Annotated in this window: 23 protein-coding genes; 14 read left to right on the top strand and 9 right to left on the bottom strand. The window is 69.8% G+C overall.

The window, feature by feature from the left end; genetic code table 11:
- The first annotated feature begins 59 nt into the window (after window positions 1-59).
- Window positions 60-2987: a BTAD domain-containing putative transcriptional regulator gene (locus tag PUT80_RS32225; protein ID WP_275294417.1), complete on the top strand. Its 2928-nt coding sequence runs from the start codon at window positions 60-62 to the stop codon at window positions 2985-2987.
- Here PUT80_RS32225 and PUT80_RS32220 read toward each other — a convergent pair.
- A complete protein-coding gene (locus tag PUT80_RS32220; protein WP_275294416.1) occupies window positions 2947-3447 on the bottom strand; it encodes a hypothetical protein in 501 nt (166 codons plus the stop codon). The genes PUT80_RS32225 and PUT80_RS32220 overlap by 41 nt on opposite strands.
- A 130-nt stretch (window positions 3448-3577) precedes the next feature.
- Window positions 3578-4684 (bottom strand): C40 family peptidase, encoded by a 1107-nt coding sequence (locus tag PUT80_RS32215; protein ID WP_037816020.1) that lies wholly within the window; start codon window positions 4682-4684, stop codon window positions 3578-3580.
- A gap of 80 nt (window positions 4685-4764) precedes the next feature.
- On the opposite strand from PUT80_RS32215, the gene PUT80_RS32210 reads away from it, so the two are divergent.
- The 6 genes from PUT80_RS32210 (at window position 4765) to PUT80_RS32185 (ending at window position 8884) form a co-directional block, all read left to right on the top strand.
- Window positions 4765-5574 carry a biotin--[acetyl-CoA-carboxylase] ligase gene (locus PUT80_RS32210; RefSeq protein ID WP_275294415.1) on the top strand — a complete coding sequence of 270 codons (810 nt, stop codon included), beginning with the start codon at window positions 4765-4767 and terminating at the stop codon, window positions 5572-5574.
- Window positions 5575-5657: 83 nt separating this feature from the next.
- Window positions 5658-6233, top strand: coding sequence for a PH domain-containing protein (locus tag PUT80_RS32205; RefSeq protein WP_037816017.1), 576 nt, complete (start codon window positions 5658-5660; stop codon window positions 6231-6233).
- A gap of 1 nt (window position 6234) precedes the next feature.
- The gene (locus PUT80_RS32200) at window positions 6235-7164 is read left to right on the top strand and encodes a hydroxymethylglutaryl-CoA lyase (protein WP_037816016.1); all 930 of its coding nucleotides are present in this window, start codon (window positions 6235-6237) and stop codon (window positions 7162-7164) included.
- Complete coding sequence (locus PUT80_RS32195; protein ID WP_275294414.1) at window positions 7154-7732, top strand: GNAT family N-acetyltransferase; 579 nt, start codon at window positions 7154-7156, stop codon at window positions 7730-7732. Before PUT80_RS32200 ends, PUT80_RS32195 begins: the two co-directional genes overlap by 11 nt.
- Before the next feature lie 82 nt (window positions 7733-7814).
- The gene (locus tag PUT80_RS32190; RefSeq protein WP_238608550.1) at window positions 7815-8624 is read left to right on the top strand and encodes a TNT domain-containing protein; all 810 of its coding nucleotides are present in this window, start codon (window positions 7815-7817) and stop codon (window positions 8622-8624) included.
- The gene (locus PUT80_RS32185) at window positions 8621-8884 is read left to right on the top strand and encodes a hypothetical protein (protein ID WP_037816012.1); all 264 of its coding nucleotides are present in this window, start codon (window positions 8621-8623) and stop codon (window positions 8882-8884) included. The genes PUT80_RS32190 and PUT80_RS32185 overlap by 4 nt, the downstream gene beginning before the upstream one ends.
- Here the strand turns inward: PUT80_RS32185 and hisN are convergent.
- Window positions 8878-9669 (bottom strand): histidinol-phosphatase, encoded by a 792-nt coding sequence (gene hisN, locus PUT80_RS32180; protein WP_037816009.1) that lies wholly within the window; start codon window positions 9667-9669, stop codon window positions 8878-8880. The genes PUT80_RS32185 and hisN overlap by 7 nt on opposite strands.
- Window positions 9670-9711: 42 nt before the next feature.
- Between hisN and PUT80_RS32175 the strand changes: the two genes are divergently transcribed.
- Entirely contained in the window at window positions 9712-10413 is a 702-nt protein-coding gene (locus PUT80_RS32175; protein WP_009072764.1) for a response regulator transcription factor, read from the top strand.
- Between the two features lie 12 nt (window positions 10414-10425).
- Window positions 10426-11709, top strand: a complete 1284-nt coding sequence (locus PUT80_RS32170; RefSeq protein ID WP_037816408.1) for an ATP-binding protein — start codon at window positions 10426-10428, stop codon at window positions 11707-11709.
- On the opposite strand, the gene PUT80_RS32165 is transcribed toward PUT80_RS32170, so the two are convergent.
- Genes PUT80_RS32165 through PUT80_RS32150 form a run of 4 tightly spaced genes read right to left on the bottom strand, consistent with a single transcriptional unit; the run spans window position 11633 to window position 15674 of the window.
- The gene (locus PUT80_RS32165) at window positions 11633-12337 is read right to left on the bottom strand and encodes an HAD family hydrolase (protein ID WP_167756714.1); all 705 of its coding nucleotides are present in this window, start codon (window positions 12335-12337) and stop codon (window positions 11633-11635) included. The genes PUT80_RS32170 and PUT80_RS32165 overlap by 77 nt on opposite strands.
- On the bottom strand, window positions 12334-12858 hold the full coding sequence (locus PUT80_RS32160; RefSeq protein ID WP_037816006.1) for a GtrA family protein: 525 nt from the start codon (window positions 12856-12858) through the stop codon (window positions 12334-12336). The genes PUT80_RS32165 and PUT80_RS32160 overlap by 4 nt, the downstream gene beginning before the upstream one ends.
- A 37-nt stretch (window positions 12859-12895) precedes the next feature.
- On the bottom strand, window positions 12896-13396 hold the full coding sequence (locus PUT80_RS32155) for a GtrA family protein (protein ID WP_037816005.1): 501 nt from the start codon (window positions 13394-13396) through the stop codon (window positions 12896-12898).
- Window positions 13397-13406: 10 nt separating this feature from the next.
- Entirely contained in the window at window positions 13407-15674 is a 2268-nt protein-coding gene (locus PUT80_RS32150) for a sigma-70 family RNA polymerase sigma factor (protein ID WP_275294413.1), read from the bottom strand.
- 256 nt (window positions 15675-15930) lie between these two features.
- On the opposite strand from PUT80_RS32150, the gene PUT80_RS32145 reads away from it, so the two are divergent.
- Entirely contained in the window at window positions 15931-16782 is an 852-nt protein-coding gene (locus tag PUT80_RS32145; protein ID WP_037816002.1) for a hypothetical protein, read from the top strand.
- Between the two features lie 53 nt (window positions 16783-16835).
- Complete coding sequence (locus PUT80_RS32140) at window positions 16836-18164, top strand: glycosyltransferase 87 family protein (protein ID WP_275294412.1); 1329 nt, start codon at window positions 16836-16838, stop codon at window positions 18162-18164.
- Between the two features lie 168 nt (window positions 18165-18332).
- On the opposite strand, the gene PUT80_RS32135 is transcribed toward PUT80_RS32140, so the two are convergent.
- Window positions 18333-18695: a hypothetical protein gene (locus tag PUT80_RS32135; protein ID WP_275294411.1), complete on the bottom strand. Its 363-nt coding sequence runs from the start codon at window positions 18693-18695 to the stop codon at window positions 18333-18335.
- Between the two features lie 958 nt (window positions 18696-19653).
- Here PUT80_RS32135 and PUT80_RS32130 point away from each other — a divergent pair.
- Both PUT80_RS32130 and purE read left to right on the top strand, forming a co-directional pair.
- Window positions 19654-20838, top strand: coding sequence for a 5-(carboxyamino)imidazole ribonucleotide synthase (locus PUT80_RS32130; RefSeq protein ID WP_275294410.1), 1185 nt, complete (start codon window positions 19654-19656; stop codon window positions 20836-20838).
- Window positions 20839-20849: 11 nt separating this feature from the next.
- A complete protein-coding gene (purE, locus tag PUT80_RS32125) occupies window positions 20850-21347 on the top strand; it encodes a 5-(carboxyamino)imidazole ribonucleotide mutase (protein ID WP_037815998.1) in 498 nt (165 codons plus the stop codon).
- 52 nt (window positions 21348-21399) lie between these two features.
- Here purE and PUT80_RS32120 read toward each other — a convergent pair whose 3' ends face one another.
- Window positions 21400-23073 carry an AMP-binding protein gene (locus PUT80_RS32120; RefSeq protein ID WP_275294409.1) on the bottom strand — a complete coding sequence of 558 codons (1674 nt, stop codon included), beginning with the start codon at window positions 23071-23073 and terminating at the stop codon, window positions 21400-21402.
- 119 nt (window positions 23074-23192) lie between these two features.
- Here PUT80_RS32120 and PUT80_RS32115 point away from each other — a divergent pair, with 119 nt between their 5' ends.
- The gene (locus PUT80_RS32115; protein WP_106961293.1) at window positions 23193-24350 is read left to right on the top strand and encodes an acyl-CoA dehydrogenase family protein; all 1158 of its coding nucleotides are present in this window, start codon (window positions 23193-23195) and stop codon (window positions 24348-24350) included.
- Window positions 24351-24807: the final 457 nt, after the last annotated feature.

The following is a 24807-nucleotide window of genomic DNA, read 5'->3' as shown; positions in this document are numbered from 1 at the left end:
TGCGCCGGGCCGATCAGCAACCGATCAGCAACGACCGAGCTGATTACAGTACGGAACTGATGACCATCTCGTTCTCGGTGCTCGGCCCCCTGACGGCCTGCGACGCACGCGGGCCGGTGGCGTTGCCCGGGCCGCGGCATCGCGCGGTGCTCGCGCGTCTGCTCGTCGCTCGCGGGCAGGTGGTGTCGACGGACGCGCTGGTCGACGCGTTGTGGACCGAGCCGCGCGCGGGTGCGGTCGGTGCGGTGCAGACGTTCGTCGCCGCGCTGCGGCGTTCGCTCGAACCGGACCGTCCGCCGCGGACGCCCGCGAAACTGCTGGTCACCGCCGGGCCGGGGTATGCGCTGCGGGCGGAACCGGAGCAGGTCGACGCGTGGCGGTTCGAGGCGTTGCTGCGCGGGACGCCGTCGGTCGCGCAGCTGGACGAGGCGCTCGGCTGGTGGCGGGGCGAGCCGTACGCGGAGTTCGCGGACGAGCCGTGGGCGCGGGCCGAACGAGCTCGGCTGGACGAACTGCGGCTGCTCGCGCTGGAACGGCGGGCGGCTGGTCTGCTGGATCTCGGCCGTGCTGCCGAAGCCGTGCCGGACCTGGAGTCCCTTGTGGACGCTCATCCGCTGCGCGAGGAAGCGTGGCGGCTGCTGGCACTCGCGTTGTACCGCGCTGGCCGTCAGGGGGACGCGCTTGCTGCCTTGCGTCGGGCGCGGGCTGGGCTGGCGGCGGAGCTGGGGGTCGATCCTGGACCGGCGTTGCGGCAGGTGGAGCAGGACATCCTGGCGCAGGCTCCGCAGCTGGCACCGGCTGCCCCCGGCAGGCTGGCGGGCCGCGATCCGGAGCTGGCGCGGCTCGCCGAGGTCGCGGCGGAAGTAGCTGACCGCAAGCGATTCCGGCTCGTGCTGGTGTCCGGCGAGGCGGGCGCGGGCAAGACGGCGCTGGTCGAGGAATTCGCCGCGCGGCTCGGCTGGACCACAGCGTGGGGCCTCAATCCGGACGGCGCCGGAGTACCGCCCGCCTGGCCGTGGACACGGATTCTTGCTGCATTGGGCGAACCGGTCCCGCCGCGGGCGACCGGCGGCGATCCGGCGGTCGCGCGCTTCGAGTGGCATCAGGCAATGGCGGCACGGATTTCCGAGGTAGCTCGCCGGGGTCCGCTGCTGCTCGTTCTGGACGATTTGCAGTGGGCTGGCGAGGAAACCCTGGCACTGCTGACGTCGATGACCGCGGCTCCGGTGCTGCTGGTCGCGACGTACCGGACCACTGAAGTCTCCGCAGAACTGACCGCGGCGTTGGGCAGACTCGCGCGAGCCGATCCGGTTCGGCTGTATCTGGGCGGGCTTTCGGTCGAGGCGGTCGCCGAATTGGTCGGTCCCGAGTCAGCCGCGGTGATTCACCGGCGTTCTGGCGGAAACCCGTTCTTCGTCAAGGAACTTGCCCGCGCGCTGGATGCCGAAGGCGACCTGCCGGACGGAGTGCGCGACGTCGTCCGGAACCGGATCGCCGCGTTGCCCGACCACGTACGCGCGGTGCTGGGGAAGGCCGCGGTGATCGGCGCGGACGTCGACCTCGGCCTGCTCGGTGACGTCCTCGACGAGCTGGAAACCGCTGTGCAGGCAGGGTTTCTGGTCGAAAGCGGACCGAGGGCGTTCCGGTTCGCGCACGCGCTCGTCCGCGACGCTGTCTACGATGACCTTTCGCTCGCTCGACGCGCACAGCTGCATCGCGAAGTCGGCGAGGCGTTGGCGAGCCGTCGTCCCTCCGCGATTTCCCTGCTGGCGCACCATTTCTTGCTTGCCGGAGACGACCGCGGCACCGCCTATGCGCAAGCAGCCGCGGAACGCGCCGAACGAGATTTTGCGCCGCACGAAGCACTTCGGCTCTGGCAAGCCACTTTGGCGCAAGGCCCGCGTACGGTGGAATTGCTGATGGGCCTCGCCCGGACGTCCGCGTTCACCGGCTCCTTGGCCGCCGCGCGCCGCTACCGCGCCGAGGCACTGGACCTCGCCAGCGACGATTCCGCGTTGACCATCCGGGTTTTGACCGCCTTCGACGTCCCGGGAATCTGGACCGAGAACGACGATCCCGTGCTGGCCCGTCGCATCGCCGACGCCGCCGAACGCGTGCACGCCACCGATCCGCTCGTACGTGCCCGGCTGCTGGCGACCATCGCGTTGGAACTGCGCAACGAAGGCGGTCAACGCGCCCACGACGCGGCTGTCGAGGCGGAGAAACTGGCGCGGTCCGCCGAGGATCCTGCGCTGCTGGCGTTGGCGTTGAACGCACGCTGGACGCAGACCTTCACCCGCGCCGGTCTCGCCCCGGAACGCGCCCGGATCGGCGAGGAACTGGTCGAACTGGCCGCCCGGCACCGGTTGGTGACGTTCGAGGTGCTCGGTCACCTGGTGCTGATGCAGGCCCGTTCAGCGCTGGCCGACTTCGCCGCCGCCGACACCCACGCGACCGCGGCGGACCGGCTGGGGGAACAGTACGACCTCCCGCTCGTCAGCGTGTTCACCGACTGGTACCGCGCGCTCCGCCTGGCCGTCACCGGTCCGGTCGCCGCCGCGGAAGCCGCTTACCGCAGCGCCGCGGCCCGGTTGTCCGGCAGCGGAATGTCCGGAGTGGACCGCGGACTGCTGCCGCTGGCCCGGCATTGCCTTTACGTCCAGCACGGCCTGGAGTCCACAGTGGACTTCACACTGCCGCCGGATCGCCCGGACCTGTTCCTGGAACTGCGGGCATGCCTCACCGTCTCGACCGGCGACGCACGCGAGCTGTATGCGCGACTGGCTCCCGCGGAGAACGAACTGGCCGGCGCCGGTTCCGGCGTGGTGACGCTCGGCCCGGTCGCCTACTACCTGGGCGAACTGGCTGTCCGGCTGGGATTGCCGCCCGGCGAGCACTACCGCAAGGCCGCCGAAGTGGCCCGCCGCGCGGGTGCCGCGCACTGGGTCAGTCGACTACGTACCATTTCCCGCCGCGATTCTCCATAACCGCGTCGCCGAGGTCGCTGTCGGTGAACTTGACGGAAGCCTTCACCGCGCGCGCCGGGATCTCGACCCGCTTGGCCCCTTCCTTGATCTTGGACCGGTCGACCGTGGCCGTCTGCAGGGCCTTCTTCTGCGCCGGGGAGATCAGCTGGAACGCCATCGGCATGGTCTTCTCGCACGGTCCCATGCCCTGGTCTTCCGCCTGCTTGGCGGCCGGACCGGCGATCTCGCACACCGTCGCGAGGTCCTGCCTGCCCGCCGCGTGCATGAAGGCTTCGTACCGATCGACCGCGTCGCCGCCGGTCGACTCCGCCGCGGAGGACGTCGCCGGTGCCGCCGAGGTCGACGGCGACGGCTGCGCGGCAGAGGACGACGTGGGTGCGATCGAGGGCGCGGAGGGAGCGGGAGCCGCGGTGCCGCCGCTTTCGCCGGAGCAACTGCTGATCAGGAGGGCAGCGCCCACGGCGAGAAAGGGGAGCATACGAGCGGACATGGCGTGCCTTTCCCGTCAGGAAGAATGCTCCGGAGCATAAGCGACAGACGGGCGCTGCGTGCGGAAACGGGAAAGTTGCCGCTGATCCTGAGGTTCGACGTCAGTTCGCCGGATGCCCCGCCCCGGCGTAGTCGTCGCCGGGCCGGTGGAACGTGTGGATCTGGATCGCCTGGCCCTCGGTCGGCGCGTTGATCATCAGGCCGTTCCCCAGGTACAGCCCCACGTGGTGGATGTGTGCTTGGCTGCCGTAGAAGACGAGGTCGCCCAGCTGCGGTTCCTGCCCGGCCGGAACCGGCGGCATCGAGCGGAACTGGCTGTCCGCCGTGCGCGGCAAGGAAACCCCGGCGCTGTCGTAGGAAGCCTTGGTGAGACCCGAGCAGTCGAAGCCGGCCGCGCCCGCGTCGGGGCCGTTGCCGCCCCACACGTACGGCAGGCCGAGCTGTCCGAGCGCGAATCGCGTGGCGCGCACCGACGGGGCGTTCGCCTTCGCCGGGTCCAGGGAAAGCGTCGCGTACAGCTGGGCGTAGCCGAGCACGCGCTGCCGGAACAGCTCCATGCCGCTGCCGTTCTCGTAACCGGCGACGGCCTTCCACCAGCCGTTGCCCGCGGACAGGTCGACGCCGCTCGCGCACAGTGCGCGTCCCGCCGCGACGGACGCGGCCGACGGGTCGGACAGCGCCGGGTTCGCGATGCCGGGGATCTGCGCGCCGTACTTCTTCCACTGCTGCGTCGAAAGCCCCATCGGCTCGCCGTCGCCGCGGCCGTGGTTGTTGCCGGCGACGCCGAGGCCCGCCAGCGTGACCCACGACAGGTGGCAGTCCGGGCGTTCCTTGCGCATGGTCAGCTCGCCGTTGGCGTACCCGAGCAAAACGGGGGCCGGGATGTCCAGCGGCCCGGCGAGCGAATCCGCCCACTTCTGCAGCGGGGCCGGACCACCGCCTCCGCCTGCCGCGCCCTGCGCCGGTTCCTGCGCTTGCACCGGAGCGCTCGCCTGCAGCACCGACGGACCGCTGACGGTCTGCGTGGGCACCGGCGCGGTGAGCGCGGCCTGCGCCGGAACGGGAGCGGGCTGGTCGCGTCCGGCAACCAGCCAGCCCGCGGTGGCGAGGCCGGCGACCAGCGGCAACGCCACGAGTCCGCGATACAGCGCGCCGCGAGCCCAAGCGGGCTTCGGCGGCGCGTCGGCGGTGGGGGTCTCCGGCGTCACGGCGTCCAATCTAGAAGAGCGCACCTCTGGGTAACGAGCGAACGGCTTGCACGTTAGGGGGACTCTCATATTGTGGGCACATGGCTGAACTCGACGCGGCGCGGCTGCGGGACGGACTCGGCGGCCGCTACGCCCGCCTCGACGTCGTGGAGACGACCGGTTCCACCAATGCTGACCTGCGGGAAGCGCTCGTCGCGGGAGCGGCGGACCGGACCGTTTTGCTGGCCGAACACCAGACGGCCGGGGTCGGACGGCGGGCTCGTTCGTGGAGTTCGCCGAAGGGTGCCGGGCTCTACCTGAGCATCGCGCTGCGCCCGGCGGGCGTGCCGTTCTCCGCGCTTGGTTCACTGTCCGTGGTCGCCGGGCTCGCGGTGCACGCGCTCGCCACCGATCTGGGCGTCGACGTCGCCCTCAAATGGCCTAACGACGTGCTCGCCGGGCCGGACCGGGCCAAGTGCGCGGGCATCCTCGCCGAGGCCGTCGGCGCCGACGACGCGGCCGTGGTGCTCGGCATCGGGCTGAACGTCCTGCCGCTCGGCGACGACGTCCCGGCCGGTCCGGGCGGTCTTCCCGCGACCTCGCTCGCCGAGCAGGGCGCGACGACCACCGACCGCACCGAGATCGCGCTCGGCCTGCTGACCAGGTTCGACGACCTCGAACGCCGCTGGCGGACGGCGGGCGGCGACCTCACCGAGGCCGGTCTGCTCGGCGACTACCGCGCCCGCTGCGCGACGCTCGGCCAGGACGTCCGGGTGCAGCTTCCGGACGGGTCGACGCTCACCGGCCGCGCCGCGGACCTGGACGCGTCCGGCCAATTGCAGGTCGACGTTCCCGACGGACGGCGGCTGACCGTCTTCGCCGGTGATGTGGTGCACGTCCGCCCTGCTTGACCGGAACGGGCGCGCCCGCGCGAGGCCCGCGCCGGTACGGTGGATCCACCACATCGGCACACATTCGCAGGGGAGCGCCCGCCGTGGCCTATCCGGACGATTTGCTCAGCCAGAACGAACGCGTGGTGGTGCACAGCCACCCGCATTTCAAGATGCTGATCTTCCCGTTCCTGGCGTTCGTGATCACCGTCGGCGCCGCGGTGTGGCTGCTCGTGGTCACGCGGGACCTCGCCGGTCCGTGGAACAACGTGTCGATGATCGCGATCGCGGTGGTGGCGCTCGTCCTGGTGGTGTGGCTGTTCCTCGCGCCGCTCGTCCGCTGGCGCACGACGCACTTCATCGTGACGACCGACCGGCTGATCGCGCGCGAGGGCGTGCTCAAGCGCACCGGCATCGACATCCCGCTGTCGCGGATCAACAGCGTGCAGTTCGAGCACGGCCTGCTCGACCGGATCTTCGGCTGCGGCACGCTCATCATCGAATCGGCCTCGGACGAGCCGCTGCGCTTCGATGACATTCCCCACGTCGAGCACGTGCACACGGTCATTTACCGCGAAGTCAACGACAATCCCTACGACGACTACCACGGCGCGCCCGGTCCGCAGGACACCGAACCTCTGCCCCCGCGCGGCCGGGAACCGCGCGGAAGGAGACGCTGACGTGGGTGCTCGAGAGGTCGGCCTGCCGGAACGGGTCCCCGCGGGCGGGTTGCCGCCGCGGGTCGAGATCTGGGAGGTCGGGGCGCGCGACGGGCTGCAGAACGAGAGCTCGGTCGTGCCGGTCGAGGTCAAGCTCGAATTCCTGGACCGGCTCGCCGGCGCCGGGCTGACCACCCTCGAGGCGACCAGCTTCGTGCACCCGAAGTGGGTGCCGCAGCTCGCCGACGCCGAACAGCTGCTCGCCGGGCTCGACCGCCACGACGGCGTCCGTTACCCGGTGCTGGTCCCGAACGACCGCGGCCTCAACCGCGCGCTCGACGCGGGAGTCGACCACATCGCGATCTTCGCCAGCGCCACCGAGACCTTCGCCCAGCGCAACCTGAACTCGACCTTCGACGACCAGTTCGGCATGTTCGAACCGGTCGTCACGCGGGCCCGCAAGGAGGGCCTCGAAGTCCGCGGGTACCTGTCGATGTGCTTCGGCGACCCGTGGGAGGGCGTGGTCGACGTGGAGCAGGTCGTGCGCGCGGGCAAGCGGCTGCTCGACTTCGGCTGCTCGCAGCTGTCGCTCGGCGACACCATCGGCGTCGCGACCACGAACCAGGTCACCCGGCTGATCGAGGCGTTCGGGGACACCTCGGCACTCGCCGTGCACTTCCACGACACCTACGGCCAGGCGCTGGCCAACACCGAGGCCGCGCTCCGCGCCGGTGTGTCCACTGTGGACTCGTCGGCCGGCGGCCTCGGCGGCTGCCCGTACGCCGAGTCGGCGACCGGCAACCTGGCGACCGAGGATCTGGTCTGGCTGCTGGAAGGGCTGGGCGTGGAGCACGGCGTCGATCTCGGCAAGCTGGTGGAGACCAGCGTGTGGATGGCAGGGCAGCTCGGCCGTCCGTCGCCGTCGCGGGTCGTGAACGCGCTTGCCGGATAGCGCTCCCGAATTCGTTCCGCTCAGCGCGGAGACGTGGCCGTTGTTCGAGCGGCTCTTCGGCCCCGGCGGGGTACAGGGCGGCTGCTGGTGCACGTTCTTCCGGCTCAGCGGTCCGGACTACAAGGCCGCCGGTCGCGATGGTCGCAAGGAGCACGTCCGAGGCGAGGCGCAGGACGGGAAACCGTTGGGGCTCTTGGGCATCGTCGACGGCGAGCCGCTGGGCTGGGTGGCCGTGTCGCCGCGGAAGGACAATCCACGGCTGGCTCGGTCACGCGTGATGGCGTCGGACGAACCCGGTGCGGTCTGGTCGGTGACCTGCTTCTACATCCACCGTCGCGGCCGTCGGCGCGGGCTGGCGTCGGCGTTGCTGCGGGCTGCCGTGGACTACGCCGCCGAACAGGGCGCGGAAAGTGTCGAGGGGTATCCGGTGGAGGTCGGTCCTCGGTCGACCTCCTCGGACCTCTATCACGGCACTGCCGGCATGTTCGCCGACGCGGAGTTCGAGGTGGTCGAGAAGCGCGGCGCGGCCCGCGCGTTGGTGCGGCGGCGCATCGCGATCGCCCGATAAGGTGGGTTTCCCGCTCGCCCGGAACCTCCCGGTGCGCGCGAGCGTCCGACCCGGTGCCGGCACGACCGAGAAGAGGGTGCCAGTGTCCGACCAGCCCGAACCGGCAGACACCGACGTCGCCACCGGCCCGGTGCGCGTGCCCGCCCAATACGGCGGGCTGCTGCACCGCGGCTTCGACGAGGTGCCCACCCCGCCTTCGGGCACCGGCGTGCTGCCCGCGCACAGCCGTCCGCCGGTCGGTTCTCCGCGCACCGACCGGGAAAGCGTGCTGGCGCTGTTCGCCGTCCACATGTTCCCGCTCGGGCATTTGCCGGTGGCGGCGGACCGTCCGGACCGGCAGTTGCCGCTGCCCGCGGACGCGGGCGCCGAGGGCGCGCGGCGTCCGTTGTTCGACCATCCGGAATCGGCGTTGCTGGACGACTCCGCGGTGCTCGGATACGTCAAGCAGGGCTTCCGGCGTTCGCCCGCGCCGCCGGTGGACCCGGAGCCGCCCGAGGCGGTCGTCGAAGGCTATGTCGCGCCGGAGGGTCCCGAGTGGGAGAGCCGGTTCGTGGTCGGCGCCGAGTACGTGTGGCCGCCCGCGGAGGGCGGCGTCGAAGAGCCGAATCCGGTGGTACTGCCGGAAAACACGCTGCTGGACCGTTTCGGCAGCGACCACGGCCGCGTGTTCGCGCCGGACGGCACGCCGTTCGCGGAACGCGCGCTGCCGCCCGCCGCGCTGCGGTCGGGCTACCGCCGGTATCGCGTGCTGAAGCCGATGCCGGTGTGGCAAACCACGTCGGCGGAGTGGTTCGACGGGCCAGGCGGCGGAATCCGCTACCGTGCGGTGCTCTCCGCGGACGAACTGGTCACGCTGGGATTCCTGGTCGACGTCACGCGGGAGGCACGATGAACACCCAGTCGATTCGCAAATGGCTGGACGTCATCGGAGTGCCCGGGGAAGTCGTGTCGATCGGCCGGGAAGCGGACAACACGTGGTGCCTGCTGCCGACCGCGGACGGCGGCTGGGAAGTGTTCTGGCGCGAGCAGGGCAACCGCTACGACTGGGCCGCGTTCACCTCCGAGCAGGTCGCCTGCCACTACCTCTTCGGCAGGCTGACCTGGTCACAGGTGGCGCGCGGCGCGGTCGGCGTGCTGCCCGGCGCTCACTGACGGCGGAGCACGGCCAGCGCTTCGTCGTGCAGGAGGCCGTTCGTGGACAGCGCTGAGCCGCCCTCGTAGGTCTCCGCACCGGAAAGATCGGTGAACCGCCCGCCCGCCTCGGTGACGATCACCTGCGCGGCGGCGACGTCCCACGGGTTCACGATGCACTCGGCCGCGACGTCCATCGCGCCTTCGGCGACGAGGCAGTGGCTCCAGAAATCACCGAACGCGCGGGACTCCCAGCACGCCTCGGTGAGCGCCAGGTACTTCTCGCGGGAGTGGTACTCGGTCCAGCTGTTCAAGTCCGTCGTGGACAGATAGGCGTCGCCGAGCGTCGCTACCTTCGACACCGACATGCGCCGTTCGCCCGCCGCGTCGCGCAGGTGCGCGCCCTCGCCGCGAGCCGCCCACCAGCGCCGGCCCAGCAACGGCGCGCTGATCATGCCGACCACCGGCGTGCCGTCCTCGACCAGCGCGATCAGCGTCGCCCACACCGGGAGTCCGCGCAGGAAGTTCTTGGTCCCGTCGATCGGGTCGATCACCCACGCCCGGCCCTCGCTGCCCGCCGAGCCGCCGCGTTCCTCGCCCGCGACCGTGTCGCCGGGCCGCTGCGCGGCGAGGATTTCGCGGATCGCGTCCTCGACCGCGGTGTCGGCGTCGGTCACCGGCGTGCGGTCCGGTTTCGCGGACACCGCGAGGTCGAGCGCACGGAAACGGGCAGTGGTCAGCGCGTCGGCGGCGTCCGCCAGCCGGGTGGCGAGAACGAGGTCATCCGAGTAGGCAGGCACGGTCACGATGGTTTCACGCCCGTTCGCCGTAAGGTTGGCCAGGTGAGCATGGTCCTACTTGCCGAAGACGATCCGGCCATCGCCGAGCCGCTGTCCCGCGCGCTGCACCGGGAGGGGTACGAGATCGAGGTCGTGACCGACGGCCCGGCGGTGCTGGCCGCGACCGCCGCGCACCGGGTCGACCTGCTCGTGCTCGATCTCGGGCTGCCCGGGATGGACGGGCTGGAGGTGTGCCGCAGACTGCGCGCGAGCGGCACCGAACTGCCGGTGCTGATGCTCACCGCGCGCACCGACGAGGTCGATTTCGTCGTCGGCCTCGACGCGGGCGCGGACGATTACGTGGCCAAGCCGTTCCGGCTGGCCGAACTGCTCGCGCGGATCCGCGCGCTGCTGCGCCGCCGGGTGCCGGAGGTGCTGGAGGCCGGCGGCGTCCGGATGGACCTCGGCGCGCGACTGGTCACTGTGGACTCGCACGAGGTGCAGCTGGCGAACAAGGAGTTCGAGCTGCTGCGCGTGCTGATGAGCCGGGCCGGCCAGGTCGTCAGCCGCGACGAGATCCTCGCCGAGGTGTGGAACGACCTCGAGTCCAAGACGTCGAAGACGCTCGACATGCACATGTCCTGGCTGCGCCGCAAACTCGCGGTCGCCGCCGACGAGGCGGCGGGCAGGCAGGCGAAGCCCGCGCATTCCGACGCCGAACGGCGCATCGCGACCGTGCGCGGCGTCGGGTTCCGGTTCAATGTCGAGTAGCCGCCGATGAGCATGCGCCGCCGGATCCTGCTGGCGATCCTCCTCGCCGTGCTGGTCACCGCGGCCGTGCTGGGCATCCCGCTCGGCGTCACCGCGTGGCGGCTGGTGGAGAACCTCAACCGGGAAAGCCTGGCCGAACGGGCGCGCAACATCGCCGCGACGGTCGACACGCAGGTCGCGAACGGCCAGGAGATCGACCTGGAGCAGTTCCGGGTCGGCGTTCCCGAGGGCGGCATGCTGATCGTGCGCGCCGAGGGCTTCAGCGAAAAACACCTCGGCGCGAACCCCGGCCCGGACCCCGTGGTCGAATCGGTGCCGACCGCGCGAAGCGGCACGGTGATGCTGGCGATCCCCAGCGGTCCGGTCCGCACGAAACAGACGCAGGTGACGCTGCTGGTCGTGCTGCTGGTGGTCCTGTCGGTCGGCACCGGCACCGTGGTGGCGACAGTGACCGCGCGCCGCCTGGCGAAACCGCTCCGGCACGTCGCAGACCGCGCGTCCCGCCTGGGCGGCGGCGATTTCCGGCCGGATCCGAGCCGCTACCGCGTGGCCGAGCTGGACATGGTCGCGGAAGCCCTGGACACGTCGGGGTCCGCCTTGGCGCAGCTCGTGCAGCGGGAACGACAGCTGGTCGGGGATGTCTCGCACCAGCTGCGCAGCCGGTTGACCGCGCTGCAGCTGCGGCTGGAGCCCTTGACCGGCCACGAGGACCCGGATGTCGTCGAGGAGTCCCGAGCCGCGCAGGAACAAGCCGACCGCCTGGCGCAGGCCCTGGACGAACTGCTGGCCGCCGCGCGCGCTGCCCGCGAGGTAGACGCCGAACCGGTCGATCTGCCGGTGGCGTTGCCCGCTGTCGCGGAGGAATGGCGTCAGCTGCTGCGCGTCGAGGGACGGAATTTGCGTCTGAAGGTCGCGGACGGCTTGATGGTGCGCGTGACTCCGGCGCGGCTGCGCGAGGTGATCGGCGTGCTGCTGGACAACGCCCTCCGCCACGGAGCGGGGACGGTCACGCTGTCCGCCCGCCGCGGTGACGCGGAGGGGACTGTGGTGATCGAGGTCGCGGACACCGGATCCGGAGTGCCGGACGAAATCGCGCCGCACATTTTCGAACGCGGTTTTTCGGGCGGCGGTTCGACCGGCGTGGGTTTGGCTCTGGCCCGCGCACTGGTCGAGGCGGACGGCGGACGGCTGGAACTGTCGAATAAGCGTCCGGCGATTTTCAGTCTGTTCCTGAAGGTGCCGCGCCCGGACGAGGTGGGCGAATTGCGGTGGCCCGCGGAGCCGGTTCCTCGCTGAGGATCTGGACAGCTTCCCGCAGGTCAGCCGCGATCCGGTGCGGTGGTTGACCTTGCGGCCACGTGCGGTGGTGGCTGATCCAGAGTGTGCGCAGTCCGGCGTTATGCCCGCCCGCGATGTCCAGATCAGGGCTGTCGCCGATGACCCAATCGTCGGGGGTCAGCGTGGTTCCGCAGTTTTGCGCGGCGAGCTGGAAGATGCGCGGATCGGGCTTGCGCAGGCCGACAGCGGCGGAAATGCAATAACCGTCGACTGCGTTGGCGAGGCCGGTTCGGTGGAGTTTTGCCAGCTGGTTGTCCTGCATGCCGTTGGTGACGATGCCGATTCGCCATCCCGCGGCGCGCAGGGTGCCGAGATCGTCCAGCACGCCGGGGTAGAGCTGCACCAACTGCGGAATCCTCGTGCGGTAACTCGCCCACAGCTGTTCAGCGGGCTCGGCCAGGTCGAATCGCTGCTGGACCTCCGCGAAGAACCGGTCCATCGGCCCGCCGCGCCGCGCCGAGATCAGCCAGGCCGCCGCGTCCTCGGGAAGCCGGTGCTGGGAGGCGAATTCCGCCGCCCAGCGGGAAAACGCGCCGCTGAGATCGGTCAGCGTGTCGTCCAGATCGACCAGCGCCAGCCGGGTCACCGGGGAAGCCGGGTGACCCCGTCCTTCCGCCGTTCCCCGAGCTCGTCCGGGAACACCCACTTCTTGAAGCCCCAGAACCGGAACACCATCGCCAGCAGCATGCCGATGATCGACCCGCTCGCGAAGTCCGCGACCTCCTGCACGAACCGCGACACGTGCGGCACTTCCAGGTGCAGCCAGTAGCGCGAGATCAGCAGCGGAATCAGGTTCACCACCACCGCGACCCCGCTGATCACGAAGAACAGCGTGGCCTCGTGGGCGCGTTCGCGGCCGCCGCGGGTGCGGAACGACCATTCGCGGTTGAGCACGTACGACACGATCGTCGCGACGATGATCGCGATCGCCTTCGCCGTGGTCGGTTTCGACTCCAGCACGCTGAGCTTCAGCAGGTACCAGACGCCGTTGTCGACCAGGAAGGTCGTGCCGCCCACGATCGCGAACTTCAGCAGCTCCCGGTGCCTCACGAGCACGGAGCGCAACGGCTCGGGCGTGCGGGCGAGCACGGTTTCGACGACGGTCACGTAACGCAGTCTAGAGAATTCGAGGTCACGGCAGGTCTCAGGCGGCCTTACGGTCCGGAATATCCGGATTGTCATTCCGCGCTGGTTCCGTCCGGGCGCCCTCCGTAGGGAACACCCACTTCTTGAAGGCCCACCAGCGGAACAGCGTCCCGAGCAGAGTGCCGATGATCATCCCGCTGACGAAGTCGGCCGTCTCCTGCCCGACCAGGCTCACGTGCGGCACCTGCAACTGCAGCACGTAGCGTGAAACCCACTGCGGCAACGCGTTCAGCGCCAGCGCGACCCCGCTGAGCAGGAAGAACAGCGCCGCCTCGTGGGAACGTTCGCGGCCGCCGCGGGTGCGGAACGACCATTCGCGATTCGCGACGTAGGAGAAGATCGTGGCGATCAGCACACCGACGATCAGCGCCGTGACCGGATGGGTCCGCAGCACGGTGAACTTCAGGGCGTACGTGATCGTCATCGTGATGACGAAGCTCGTCCCGCCGACCAGGGCGAAGCGGACCAGTTCACGGTGCTTCGCCAGGAGTTCGCGCACCTCGTGGACGCTACTCCGTGACCCAGCCGAAGAACCCCCGGGGCTCGACCGACGGCGGACGTTTGCCGTGGTTATCGGGTTTGCCCGGCTTGCTGTCCGAACCGGGGTTCGGCGGCGCGCTCGTGGTGGCGGCCGGGCTGCTCGACGTCTGGTCCGGGGTCTCGTCGTCGGTGGACGGCGGGGTAGCGCTGTGCTTCGTCGAGTGGTGCGGGCTCCATGACGTGCTCGACGTCGTCTCCTTCGACGAAGATGATGTCGAGGCGGGCTCAGAGCTTGTGCTGGTCGGGCGGGGCCAGTCGCAGATCCCGGGCACGCATGACTTGAACGCGACCTCCTTGGTGTCCTGCGAGCTGCCGAGCGCCGCCGTCACGTGCAGCGGATTCGAAGGCATGGGCCGGCGAGCCAGCTTGACCCAGAGGTGTGCGTGGTTGCCCGGCTCGAGTCCGGAGTTGGTGGTGCAAACCGCGTTGTCTCCGGCCGGTCGACACGTGAATTTCCCGAAAGGCAGCCAATTAAGGAGCTTCTGGTCGAACGTGACAGTCACTGGCTTTGTGCTCTCGCCGCTGTTCTGGACGTCCACGTAGATGCTCGGGTGCTGGCTCCACGGGAGCTTGCCGAGAATGTCGGTATCAGCACTCACCAGCGTCACGGAGTCATTCGGGGCCTTGACCTTCACCTGCACGGTGACGTTGACGTTGACCGAAGCACCCGCAGTGACCGAACCGGTCACCTCGCCGCCCTTCGCGCTGTCGTCCGCCTGCAAGCGGAACATCAGCACCGCCGATTGCCCAGGCTGCAATCCGCTGCCGGTCTTGCAGGTGACCGTGCCCTCTCCACCCGGGCACGCGACCTGCATCGGCCCCGACTGAGCGGCCGCTTCGCTGGAGTACGCACCGGCCGCGCCGCCGCCGTTCGCCTGAACGGCCCGGACACCAGGCGGCAGGTTCAGCGTCGCCTGGACCGGTTCGGACACGGAACCGCCGTTGTTGCGCACGGTGATCGGCAGCGCGACCGGTCCGCCGCCCGGCTGGAGTTCGACTCCGCTCGGCGGCATGGACGCGGACAGCTGCGGCGGCGCGGCAGGCGGGTTCTGGGCAGGCGGCTGCGCCGGCGGAGCGGCCGGGGGTGCCGCGGGCGGCGGCACAGCCGGAGGCGCGGGCTGGGCAGGCGGCGGGGCCGGGGGAGCGGGCGGCGCGGCCGGCGGAGGTGCGGGAGCGGGCTTCGGCGCGGGCGCCGGCGCGGCGGCCGGTGGCGCGGGGGCTTGCTGAGCAGTCGGAATGGTCTGCGTCCCGCCGCCCGCGGCCAGCGCGACCGCGACGGCGGCCACCATCGCGGCTCCGGACATGGCGACCCCGGCGAACTGCCGCGGTGCGGACGCGGCTGCCGCCGCACCCGCCTTGGCCCCGCCCGCCGCGGCGGCTCCGGCGCCGACAGCGGCGGCACCGGCGGTAGCCGCGCTCGCCTTGGCCGCGCCGATCGTCGCCAGGTAGCCGAGAGCGGCGCCGCCCAGGACAATCGGGGCGATGATCGCGCGCAGGCTGCCGTTGACGTCGGCCAGTTCGGCCGCCAGCACCCGGCACTGCTCGCATTCGTCCAGGTGGTTCTCGACCTGCGAGCGCTCGCGCTTGGACAGTCCGTCGCGCGTCCACGCACCGAGCCGCTCGGCGGTCGCGCGGCAGCGGTCCGCGCCGGTTTCCTGCAGGTGGACCTGCAGGTACGCCTGGCGAAGCCCTTCCCGGGCGCGGTACGCGAGCGCGGACACGCCGTTCGCGGTCAGCCCGAGCAGCGGCGCGACTTCAGCCGGGCTCTGCTGCTCGATTTCGGTGTGCCACAGGACTGCCTGCCAGCGTTCCGGGAGCCTTGCGAACGCCTTCGCGGCCATCGTGCGCTCGAGGCCCGCGACGGCGGTGTCGGAGAACTGCACGGTGAGCGCCTCGCCGGCGGCACCGCCGACGTCGCTCATGTCCTCGTTGAGGTCGATCCGGCGGTCACGGCGCGTCTTGTCGTACGCGGTGTGACGCAGCGCAGTAAGCAAGTACGCACGGAAGGCGCTGTCCGGGCCCTTCCCGCCACGCAGCGTGTCCAAAACCTTCGAGAACGCCTCCGACACGAGGTCGTCGGCCTCGGAACTGGACCGCGCGAGCTGGCGGGCGAGGTTGTGCGCGGCACCGCTGTGCCGCTCGTAGAGCGGACCGTAGGACGCGATCTTTCCCGCGCGCACCTCTGCGATCAGCTCGGCGTCACTCTTACCGGAGAGATCGGCGGGAACGGTGGACACGGGGCTCCTTCGATGCTCCACGCGCGGCGGACTCCACGCGCCTTGCTCCTTACAACGCACACCAAGTGTGACGGATGCGGCGACACTCGTCACGCCGTGGTCCGGCAGATGCCTCAGTAGGCGCAGCAAGTTCACCTCCTCGTCTGGTGATTACGCGAAAAAGATCGGGGAAAACGCGTCACGAGGGGAGTACCGCCGCGTCCCCTCCGTGATTGGGGAACAAGATCGACAGGTACCGGAAGGAGCTGGGGGTTCGGTGGACGTACCGGCGACCGGGGCGCGGTTCGGCTCCGCAGGCGACTCGTCGGGGGACGAGACGCGTGCGCGGTTCGAGCGGGACCGCCATTTGCGGGCATTGCGAGCTCGCTGGCGAACAGCCAGCCTCGCCGCCGGCTGGCGTTTCCCGAGCGATTGGGCACTGCCCGAAGTGGACGCGGTGTGCGCGGCCGTCGTCCGGCACGGTTCGACGGGCGCGGAGAACGCGCTGGCCGGGCTCGGCAGGGCGCGGGCCGCGGCGGGAGCGGGGCTGTCGGAAACGCTGTCCGACCTGGCCGCTCTGCACGCGGTGCTCGCCGACCCGGACGCCGTCGACGGATTCGTCGCGCCGGATGTCGACGCCACCCCCGCCCGGCTGCTCCGTGTCACGGCGCTGGCCTGGGCAGACGTCGCGACCGACCAGCTCGTGCACACCGAGGTCACCGACCCGCTCACCGGCCTGCCGTCCGCTGCGTACCTGCGGACCCGGCTCGGAGAGATCTACCGAGGTGGGGTCAACGAGGCGAATGTGCTGCTCACCGTGTCGCTGGACCTGACGTCAGTGTCCGGCTGGCCCCGGTTGACCGCGATGATCCTCGCCGCGGACGCCGTCAAAGCCGTGTTCGACACCGGCGAGTGCTACGCGACGATCGGCCCGTCCGCGGTCGCGGTGCTGGCCGAACGGAACGAACGCCTGGCCACACGCGGGGTCGCGCTGCGAAGGGCACTCAACGAACGCCTTTCGGTGGACCCGCAACTGCGCGACGTCGCCCGTCCGCTCGTGTCCGCTGTCCGGTTGCCGGGGACGCACGACCGGGCGTGCGAGCTGCTGACGGAATTGGCGCACAGCTGAGCCCCGGTCCCCCTTCCCGACCAGCATTCCCGCACTCGTGCTTTCCTGGTGTGGTGACCAGGACCGTACCCTCCGCTGCTGACGGCGAAGCTCCGGTGAATCGATCCGGGCAACCCCGGCTGGCTCTGCGCCGATCTTTGGCACGGTTGTCCGTGCGCCCCCGGTCGATGCTCATCCTCGCCGTGTTCCCGCTGCTGGCGATCGCGGTCGGGTTCTGGGGCTGGACGCACGACTGGAACCTCGGCGTGGACAGCGCGGTCTACCGGGCAGGCGCGCTGCAGTTGCTGCGCGGCGACAACCTCTACGACGCGAACACGCTGCCCACCGAACCGGGCTGGGCGCTGCTCCCGTTCACCTACCCGCCGACCGCGGCGCTGCTGTTCGCGCCGCTCGCGATCGTGCCAGTGCAGGTGGCCTGGGGTTTCCTGACCGTGGCGTCGCTGGCCGCGCTAGCCCTGTCGATCCGGATCGCGATCGGCGCACTGCCCCGCCCGGCCGCCGACGGTCCTCGCTGGTGGGCCTCGCCCGCCCGGTCGACCATCGTGTTCTTCCTGGTCTTCCTCGGTTTCGAACCGGTGTGGCGGACGATCTTCCTCGGTCAGATCAATCTGATCCTGATGGCGATGGTCCTGCTGGACATGCTCGTCATCGGCGCCCGAGGCAGCCGCTGGGGCGGAGTGCTCGTGGGCCTCGCGGCGGCGATCAAGCTGACCCCCATCGTGTTCCTCGGCCACCTGCTGGTCACCGGCCGCTGGAAAGACGCCCTGCGCGGGTTGGCGACCTTCGTCGGCATGCAGGCGCTGCTGTTCCTGATCAATCCGCACGATTCGTGGAAATACTGGACCAAAACGCTCCCCGACACCGGCCGGATCGGCCCGGTGCACTGGGCGGGCAACCAGTCGCTGAACGCCCTGATGAACCGCGCCACGGACCTCGCCCCGTGGGCCTCGACCGCAGCGACCGCGATCGGCCTGGTGCTCGCCATTCCGGCCCTGTGGCTGATGTTCCGCTTCCACCGGCGCGGCCAAGCGCTTGCTGCGCTGCTCGTCACCGCGTTCTGGATCCTGCTGATCTCGCCGATTTCCTGGTCGCACCACTGGGTCTGGGTCGCACCGCTGGTCGTGCTCCTGGTGTCCAGGCTGCCGAAGACCACCCCAGCGACCGCCTGGAAGCGGTGGCTGGGCACGTTCCTAGTGGCGTTCGTCTTCGTCAGCTGTGTATTGCTGATCTTGCCAAACGGCCGAAATGTCGAGCTGCATTGGAAGGTGTGGCAGAACATCCTCGGCGACGCTTACATCCTCACGCCAGTCGTGCTCGCCGTAGCCCTGGCTGTGCGGTGGGGCTTGCAGCGGCGAGCTCGCAACCGTATTGGTTCTTCTTAGCCCTTTTGCCCTGTTCAGGGTCTTGCCGACCGTTTTTTGTCGGTGGCGACGGTTACTGTCTGAATCGCGGTGGTTACGCGGCCGTCCGGAGCCCTGGCTCGCGGACGGGCACGGCCCTCGTTCTGCTCTCGCGTTAAGTGGACAGATCAACCGAATAGTGAGCCCTTGTCAGTTCTCCGAACCGCCGTAGAAGTCGCCCAGCGCGGTGCGGGTGTACTGAATGAGCAACTCGGCGTGCGCGAAGTCGTCCGGAAGACATTCGCGCGCGGCGGCGAGCAACTCGTCAAACCGGAACGGCGGGGAGACGGTCTTGGCAAGCGGGTGCCGTTCGCGGAGCTGCTTCATCAACTCGGCGAGGTAGATCACGGCCGAATTGGAGTCGGTGCTCCAGAGCCAGGCGAGCACCTCGCCAAACCCCGAGGGAAAGGCCAACGGCCGGGACGCGCCGGTGAGCATCCCAGTGGCCACTCCGGGGAGGCTGGCTTGGCGAAGCGCGTAAAGAACCGGCCGCGGGAGGGTGACAGAGTCCATCCAGCCATCCTGCTGCAGCGGGCCGCTCCAGGGTGGGCTTTGACGCGCGGGTGTTGCCTGCTTGCGGGCTGGGTGCTTGGTGGTTGCTTCCGTCAACTCGCTTCGGCTGGTGCTTGGTCAGACGGGTTCTCCGGGGGCGCGTCGGAGCTGCTGCCCGCTGCCGGGTTGCCGCCATGACCGGTGCGCGCCAGAGCTGCTGCCCGCTGCCGGGTCGCCGCCATAGCCGGTGCGCGCCGGAGCCGGTTCTCGCCACGGGCGGTACTTCGCCGCATCCGGTACGCCGCCATCGCCAGTTCCCGCCGCAGTCGATAACTCACCAAGGCCGGTTTCCGCCGCAGTCGGGACCTCGCCAAGGCCGGTTGCCGCCGCAATCGGTTCCTGATTTCAGCCAGCGAACCCTCGCTGTCCCGGCCCGCCCGCACCCCGTCTGCGGTCGCCTTGCCCTTCCCGCCTCAGCCGGTTTCCGGCGTCAAACCGCGCCGCTCGCCGTCTCGGCCCGCCCGCACCCCGTGTGCTGCCGTCTCTGCCTTCCCTTCGCCAGCCGGTTTCCGCACCAGCCCGTATCGCTCGCCGTCTCGGCCTAACTGCACCCCGCCCTCTGCCGCCTTGACCTCCTTGCCGCAGCCGGTTCGCGCCACCGGCCCGCGCCCCCGCAGGCCCGGCCTAACTGCACCCTGCCTGCTGCTGCCTTTGCCTTCTCGCCACAAACCCGCACCGCTCGTCGTCTCGGCCCAACCGCACCCCACCTGCCGCAGCCTTGGCCCGCCCGCCACAGCCGGTTCCCGCAACCTCCCGCCGTCCCAGCCCAACTGACCGCCGCCTCGGCCCGCCCGCCGCAGCCAGTTACCGCCGCGAACCCGCACCCCGCCGCCCCGAGCCCAACCACACCCCACCCGCAGCCCTCCGCCGCAGGTCGCCCGTGGTCCGCCACTTCTCGCCCAGTAACCTGGGCTGCGTTATGGACAAACGAACCGGTCTTCCCATCGTCGGCATGGTGGGCGGCGGGCAGCTCGCCCGCATGACGCAGCAGGCGGCGATTTCCCTCGGCCAGTCGCTGAAGGTGCTGGCGGCCGACGAGGGCGACGCGGCGGCCCTCGTGGCGAGCGACGTCGTCATCGGCCACCACACCGACCTCGACGCGCTCGTCGACTTCGCCCGCCAGGTCGACGTGGTCACCTTCGACCACGAGCATGTGCCCGGCGAGCACCTGCTCACCCTCGCCACCGAGGGTTTCGTCGTCCGCCCCGCGCCCACCGCGCTCGGGTTCGCGCAGAACAAGCTCGTGATGCGCGAAATGATGGCCGGCCTGGGCGTGCCCGGCCCCGCCTTCGCCGAAGTGTCCACTGTGGACGATGTGATCGCGTTCGGCGGCGAGCACAGCTGGCCGGTGGTGCTGAAGGCGTCGCGCGGCGGGTACGACGGCCGGGGCGTCTGGATGCTCGACACCGCACAGCAGGCCCGCGAGACCGTTCCCGAACTCCTCGAGGCCGGCACTGAGCTGCTGGTCGAGGAAAAGGTCGCGATGAAGCGCGAGCTGTCCGCGCTGGTCGCGCGTTCCCCGTTCGGCCAGGGCGCGGCGTACCCGGTCGTCGAGACCGTGCAGACGAACGGCATCAACACCGAGGTCCTCGCCCCGGCGCCGGGGCTGTCCGAGTCGCGTGTGCACGAGGCGCAGGAGCTGGCCCTGCGCATCGCGTCGACGCTCGACGTCACCGGGCTGCTCGCGGTCGAGCTGTTCGAGACCGAGACCGGCCTGCTGGTCAACGAGCTGGCGATGCGTCCGCACAACTCCGGCCACTGGACCATGGACGGTTCGCGCACGTCGCAGTTCGAGCAGCATCTGCGCGGCGTCTTGGACTACCCCCTCGGCCGCACCGACCTGATCGCGCCGGCGTGCGTGATGGCGAACGTGCTCGGCGCGGACGTCTCGCCGCAGATGAGCCCGGACGAGCGCGTACACCACCTGTTCGCGCGCTTCCCCGAGGTGAAAATCCACCTCTACGGCAAGCAGGACCGGCCGGGCCGCAAGCTCGGGCACGTCAACTTCATCGGCGACCGCATGGACGACCTGCGCAATCGCGCGCTGCTGTCCGCGCACTGGCTGTCCCACGCCGTCTGGCTCGACGGCTACGAGATCCACTGAAGGGGAACACAATGGCGCCGCAGGTGGGCGTGATCATGGGCAGCGACTCCGACTGGCCGGTGATGGAGGCCGCGGGACAAGCGCTGGACGAGTTCGGCGTCGAGTACGAGGTCGGCGTCTACTCGGCGCACCGCACCCCGCAGCGGATGCTGGACTACGCGAAGTCCGCGGCCGACCGGGGCATCCGCGCGATCATCGCGGGTGCGGGCGGTGCCGCGCACCTGCCGGGCATGGTCGCGTCGGCGACCGTGCTGCCGGTGATCGGCGTGCCGGTTCCGCTGAAGTACCTGGACGGCATGGACTCGCTGCTGTCGATCGTGCAGATGCCCGCCGGCATCCCGGTCGCGACGGTGTCCGTCGGCGGGGCGCGCAACGCCGGTCTCCTCGCGGTCCGCATCCTCGCCGCCGCCGACCTGCAGTTGCAGGCGAAGCTGACGCAGTTCCAGGAGGACCTGGAGCAGCTGGTCCTGGACAAGGACGCCAAGCTCCGCGAAAAAGCGGGCAAGTAAGTCCGGGCACGCGGATGCTGGTCCGGAACCGGCATCCGCGCATCCCGCTGGCTCAGGCCGGGTCGGGCAGCTGCTTGCGCAGTTCGCGCTTCAGCACCTTGCCCGCCGCCGACACCGGGATCTCCGCGACGAAGTGCAGTTCCCGCAGGCGTTTGTACGGCAGCACCTTCTCGTTCACCGCCGCCATCAGCTGCTCGGCGTCCACTGAGGAGTCCGGCTTCCGCACCACGAATGCCACCGGCAGTTCGCCGACCTCCGGACTCGGCCGTCCGACCACCGCCGCGGACAGCACGCCCGGCGACGCGCTCAGCAGTTCCTCGAGCTCGCGCGGAAAGACGTTGTATCCCTTGTACAGCAGCATGTCCTTCTTGCGGTCCACAATGGACAGATAGCCGTCCTCGTCGAGCACCCCGATGTCGCCGGTGTGCAACCAGCCGTCGACCAGCGCGGCAGCGGTCTCTTCCGGACGGTTCCGGTACCCGCGCATCACCTGCGGCCCTCGCAAGCACACCTCGCCCTCCTGCCCGGGCGGCAACGGCTCCTCGCTGCCGTCCGCGACGAGCTTGACCTCGGTGTCGAAGATCGGCCTGCCGACCGACCCCACCTTGCGCACGCCGGACCGGTGACTCGGCGAGATCACCGCACCCATCGTCACCTCGGTGAGCCCGTATCCCTCGGCGATCACGACGCCAGGGAACCGCTGGTGCAGCGCGCGGATCATCTCGTGGCTCATCGGCGCCGCACCGGAGCCGATGTTGCGCACCGACGACAGGTCAGCAGTGTGGAACGCAGGCGTGGCCAGCAACGCCGCGAATAGCGCGGGCGCGCCACCGATCGTCGTGACCTGCAGCCTTTCCGCGTCAGCGACGTACGCGGCTGGGTCGAACCGGGCGTGCAGCACCGTCGTACCGCCGCCCATTAACGGCCCGTTGAGCCCCGCGATCACGCCCATCGCGTGGAACCACGGCGTCAGGTTGATGCCGGTGCCGGTGCCAAGCCGGGTCGGCCATTCGTCCGGGCTGCCGATCTGGTCGATCGTCACGTCGCCGTTCGCGTCAAGCGCCGGTACCGATCCGGTCGACCAGCAGGTGTGCTGCAGCGTATTCGTGACGACGTTGCGATGCGTGAGCTCAACGCCCTTGGACCGCCCGGTCGTGCCACCCGTGTAGGCGAGATGGGCGAGGTCGTGGTCCACGTCGATCGGCACGTCAGGCCTGGTTGCGGGCTGATCAGCGAAGAACTCGCGGAACTCCACGTTCCCCTCGCCGAGCTCGCCGGTCGGCGCGACGACGATCGTGAGCCGTGCCGGAATCCGGTCGGCGACCGCCGCGAGCGTGCCCGAGACCGGCCCGAACGTCACGACCGCGGCGGCCCCGCAGTCAGTGAGCTGGAAGGCAAGGTCGTCCGGCGGGAGCAGCGGGTTCGTCGGACTGAATGTCGCCCCGGCCAGCAGGATGCCGTGGTAGGCGATCGGATACGCGAGACAGTTCGGCAGATGCACGGCGACCACGTCGCCCCGCCCGATGCCGCGGGCGAGCAGCGCTTGCGCGAATTGGCAGGCGGCCTGCCAGGTCTGCGCGAACGTGAGCTGGTCGCCGTCCATGGCGAACGCGACCCGATCGCCGTAGCGCGTCGCGGCGCCGGCGAGTACCGAACCGATCGGCACCTCGGGGTAGTCAAGGGAAGCGGGCAATCCGGGCGGCGGGGTCGACGCAGTGGCAGCCATCGCTTGACCATACGAACGGTGAGGCCGAGGACACAAGAAGCGAGCTGCCGCGTTCGGAGTGAACGCGGGCTAACATCGAGGGACTTTCTCCCGTTTCGCTGCAGAAGAGGTGACTGAAGGTGGCCGAGGGCCTGTATCAGCTGGCCGAAGAGCACGAGGAACTGCGGGCCGCGGTCCGGGCTCTAGCCGAAAAGGAGATCGCGCCCTACGCGGCGGAGGTCGACGAGCAGGAACGCTACCCGGTCGAGGCCAACGAAGCGCTCATCAAGGCGGGTTTCAACGCCGTCCACATCGGCGAGGAATATGACGGCCAGGGCGCCGACGCCATCGGCGCGTGCATCGTGATCGAGGAAGTCGCGCGCGTCGACGCGTCCGCGTCCCTGATCCCGGCGGTCAACAAACTGGGCACGCAGCCGATCATCCTGTCCGCTTCGGAGGACCTGAAGAAGCTGGTCCTGCCGTCGATCGCCTCGGGTGAAGCCTCCGCGTCGTACGCCCTGTCCGAACGCGAGGCCGGTTCGGACACCGCGTCCATGCGCACCCGCGCCCGCCTGGACGGCGACCACTGGGTCCTCAACGGAACCAAGTGCTGGATCACCAACGCCGGCGAATCGTCCTGGTACACGGTGATGGCCGTAACCGACCCGAACGCGGAAAAGAAGGCCAACGGCATTTCCGCCTTCGTCGTGCACAAGGACGACCCGGGATTCTCGGTAGGCCCGAAGGAAAAGAAGCTGGGCATCAAGGGCTCGCCGACCCGCGAAATCTACTTCGAAAACTGCACCATCCCCGCGGACCGCATCATCGGCGAACCGGGCACCGGCCTGAAAACCGCCCTGCGCACCCTAGACCACACCCGCCCGACGATCGGCGCACAAGCCCTGGGAATCGCCCAAGGAGCCCTGGACGCCGCCGTCGCGTACGTCAAGGAACGCAAGCAGTTCGGCAAGGCAATCGCAGATTTCCAAGGAATCCAGTTCATGCTGGCCGACATGGGAACGAAAATCGAAGCCGCCCGCCACCTCGTGTACGCCTCCGCAGCCTCCTCCGAACGAGGCGACAAACGCGCTGGCTTCACGGCATCGGCCGCCAAGGCGTACGCATCCGACGTGGCAATGTCAGTGACGACGGACGCGGTGCAGCTGTTCGGCGGGGCAGGCTACACGCGTGACTTCCCGGTGGAACGGATGATGCGCGACGCGAAGATCACGCAGATTTATGAAGGCACGAACCAAATCCAAAAGGTCGTCATGGCGCGGGCCCTGCTGAAGGGCTGAGTTCTCGGCACTCCGTCGAAGAGCCCCACTGCCCGGATCGGGTGGTGGGGCTCTTTTCGTGTCCGAACCTGCCGTGACTTGGCTACTGTCTCGTCGGGGAGGCCGTGTCCGCAGGGGAGAGACTGTCGTACGAAGGTGCGGTTCGCAAGCTTGACCGCAGTTGCACCGATAAGTACACGGTCGATGTATCGGTTGGTCTAGGAGCCTCAAGGGTCGGCAGGCAGGATCCGTGTGATGCCGCAGCAACGGTCGCAGACATGGTTATCGCCAACCTGAAGCGGAAGGCGAGCACCTAACCGTGGCTTGCGTAGCTGGTGGCACGCAGCGGTTTGTGAGGTTCACCCCGGGTAGTGGACACCGAGTTAGCAGGATCAGTCGTCCTGCTGAAAGGATGTCCTCATGCCTCCTCGCAAGCGCCGGTCGTACACGGCTGAGTACAAGGTCGAGGCTGCTCATC

The sequence above is a fragment of the Amycolatopsis sp. La24 genome (assembly GCF_029087445.1).
GTDB classification, from domain to species: Bacteria; Actinomycetota; Actinomycetes; order Mycobacteriales; family Pseudonocardiaceae; genus Amycolatopsis; species Amycolatopsis nivea.
Note: the sequence above shows the minus strand (reverse complement) of the source record. Positions and strands in the feature narration are given on the sequence as shown.

Excerpts from the sequence above, each read along its gene's own strand:
- PUT80_RS32120 (WP_275294409.1), bottom strand. The coding sequence starts at position 23,073 with ATGGCTGCCACTGCGTCGACCCCGCCGCCCGGATTGCCCGCTTCCCTT.
- PUT80_RS32170 (WP_037816408.1), top strand. The coding sequence starts at position 10,426 with ATGCGCCGCCGGATCCTGCTGGCGATCCTCCTCGCCGTGCTGGTCACC.
- purE (WP_037815998.1), top strand. The coding sequence starts at position 20,850 with ATGGCGCCGCAGGTGGGCGTGATCATGGGCAGCGACTCCGACTGGCCG.
- PUT80_RS32210 (WP_275294415.1), top strand. The coding sequence starts at position 4,765 with ATGGCTGAACTCGACGCGGCGCGGCTGCGGGACGGACTCGGCGGCCGC.
- PUT80_RS32175 (WP_009072764.1), top strand. The coding sequence starts at position 9,712 with ATGGTCCTACTTGCCGAAGACGATCCGGCCATCGCCGAGCCGCTGTCC.
- PUT80_RS32135 (WP_275294411.1), bottom strand. The coding sequence starts at position 18,695 with ATGGACTCTGTCACCCTCCCGCGGCCGGTTCTTTACGCGCTTCGCCAA.
- PUT80_RS32130 (WP_275294410.1), top strand. The coding sequence starts at position 19,654 with ATGGACAAACGAACCGGTCTTCCCATCGTCGGCATGGTGGGCGGCGGG.
- PUT80_RS32185 (WP_037816012.1), top strand. The coding sequence starts at position 8,621 with ATGAACACCCAGTCGATTCGCAAATGGCTGGACGTCATCGGAGTGCCC.
- PUT80_RS32225 (WP_275294417.1), top strand. The coding sequence starts at position 60 with ATGACCATCTCGTTCTCGGTGCTCGGCCCCCTGACGGCCTGCGACGCA.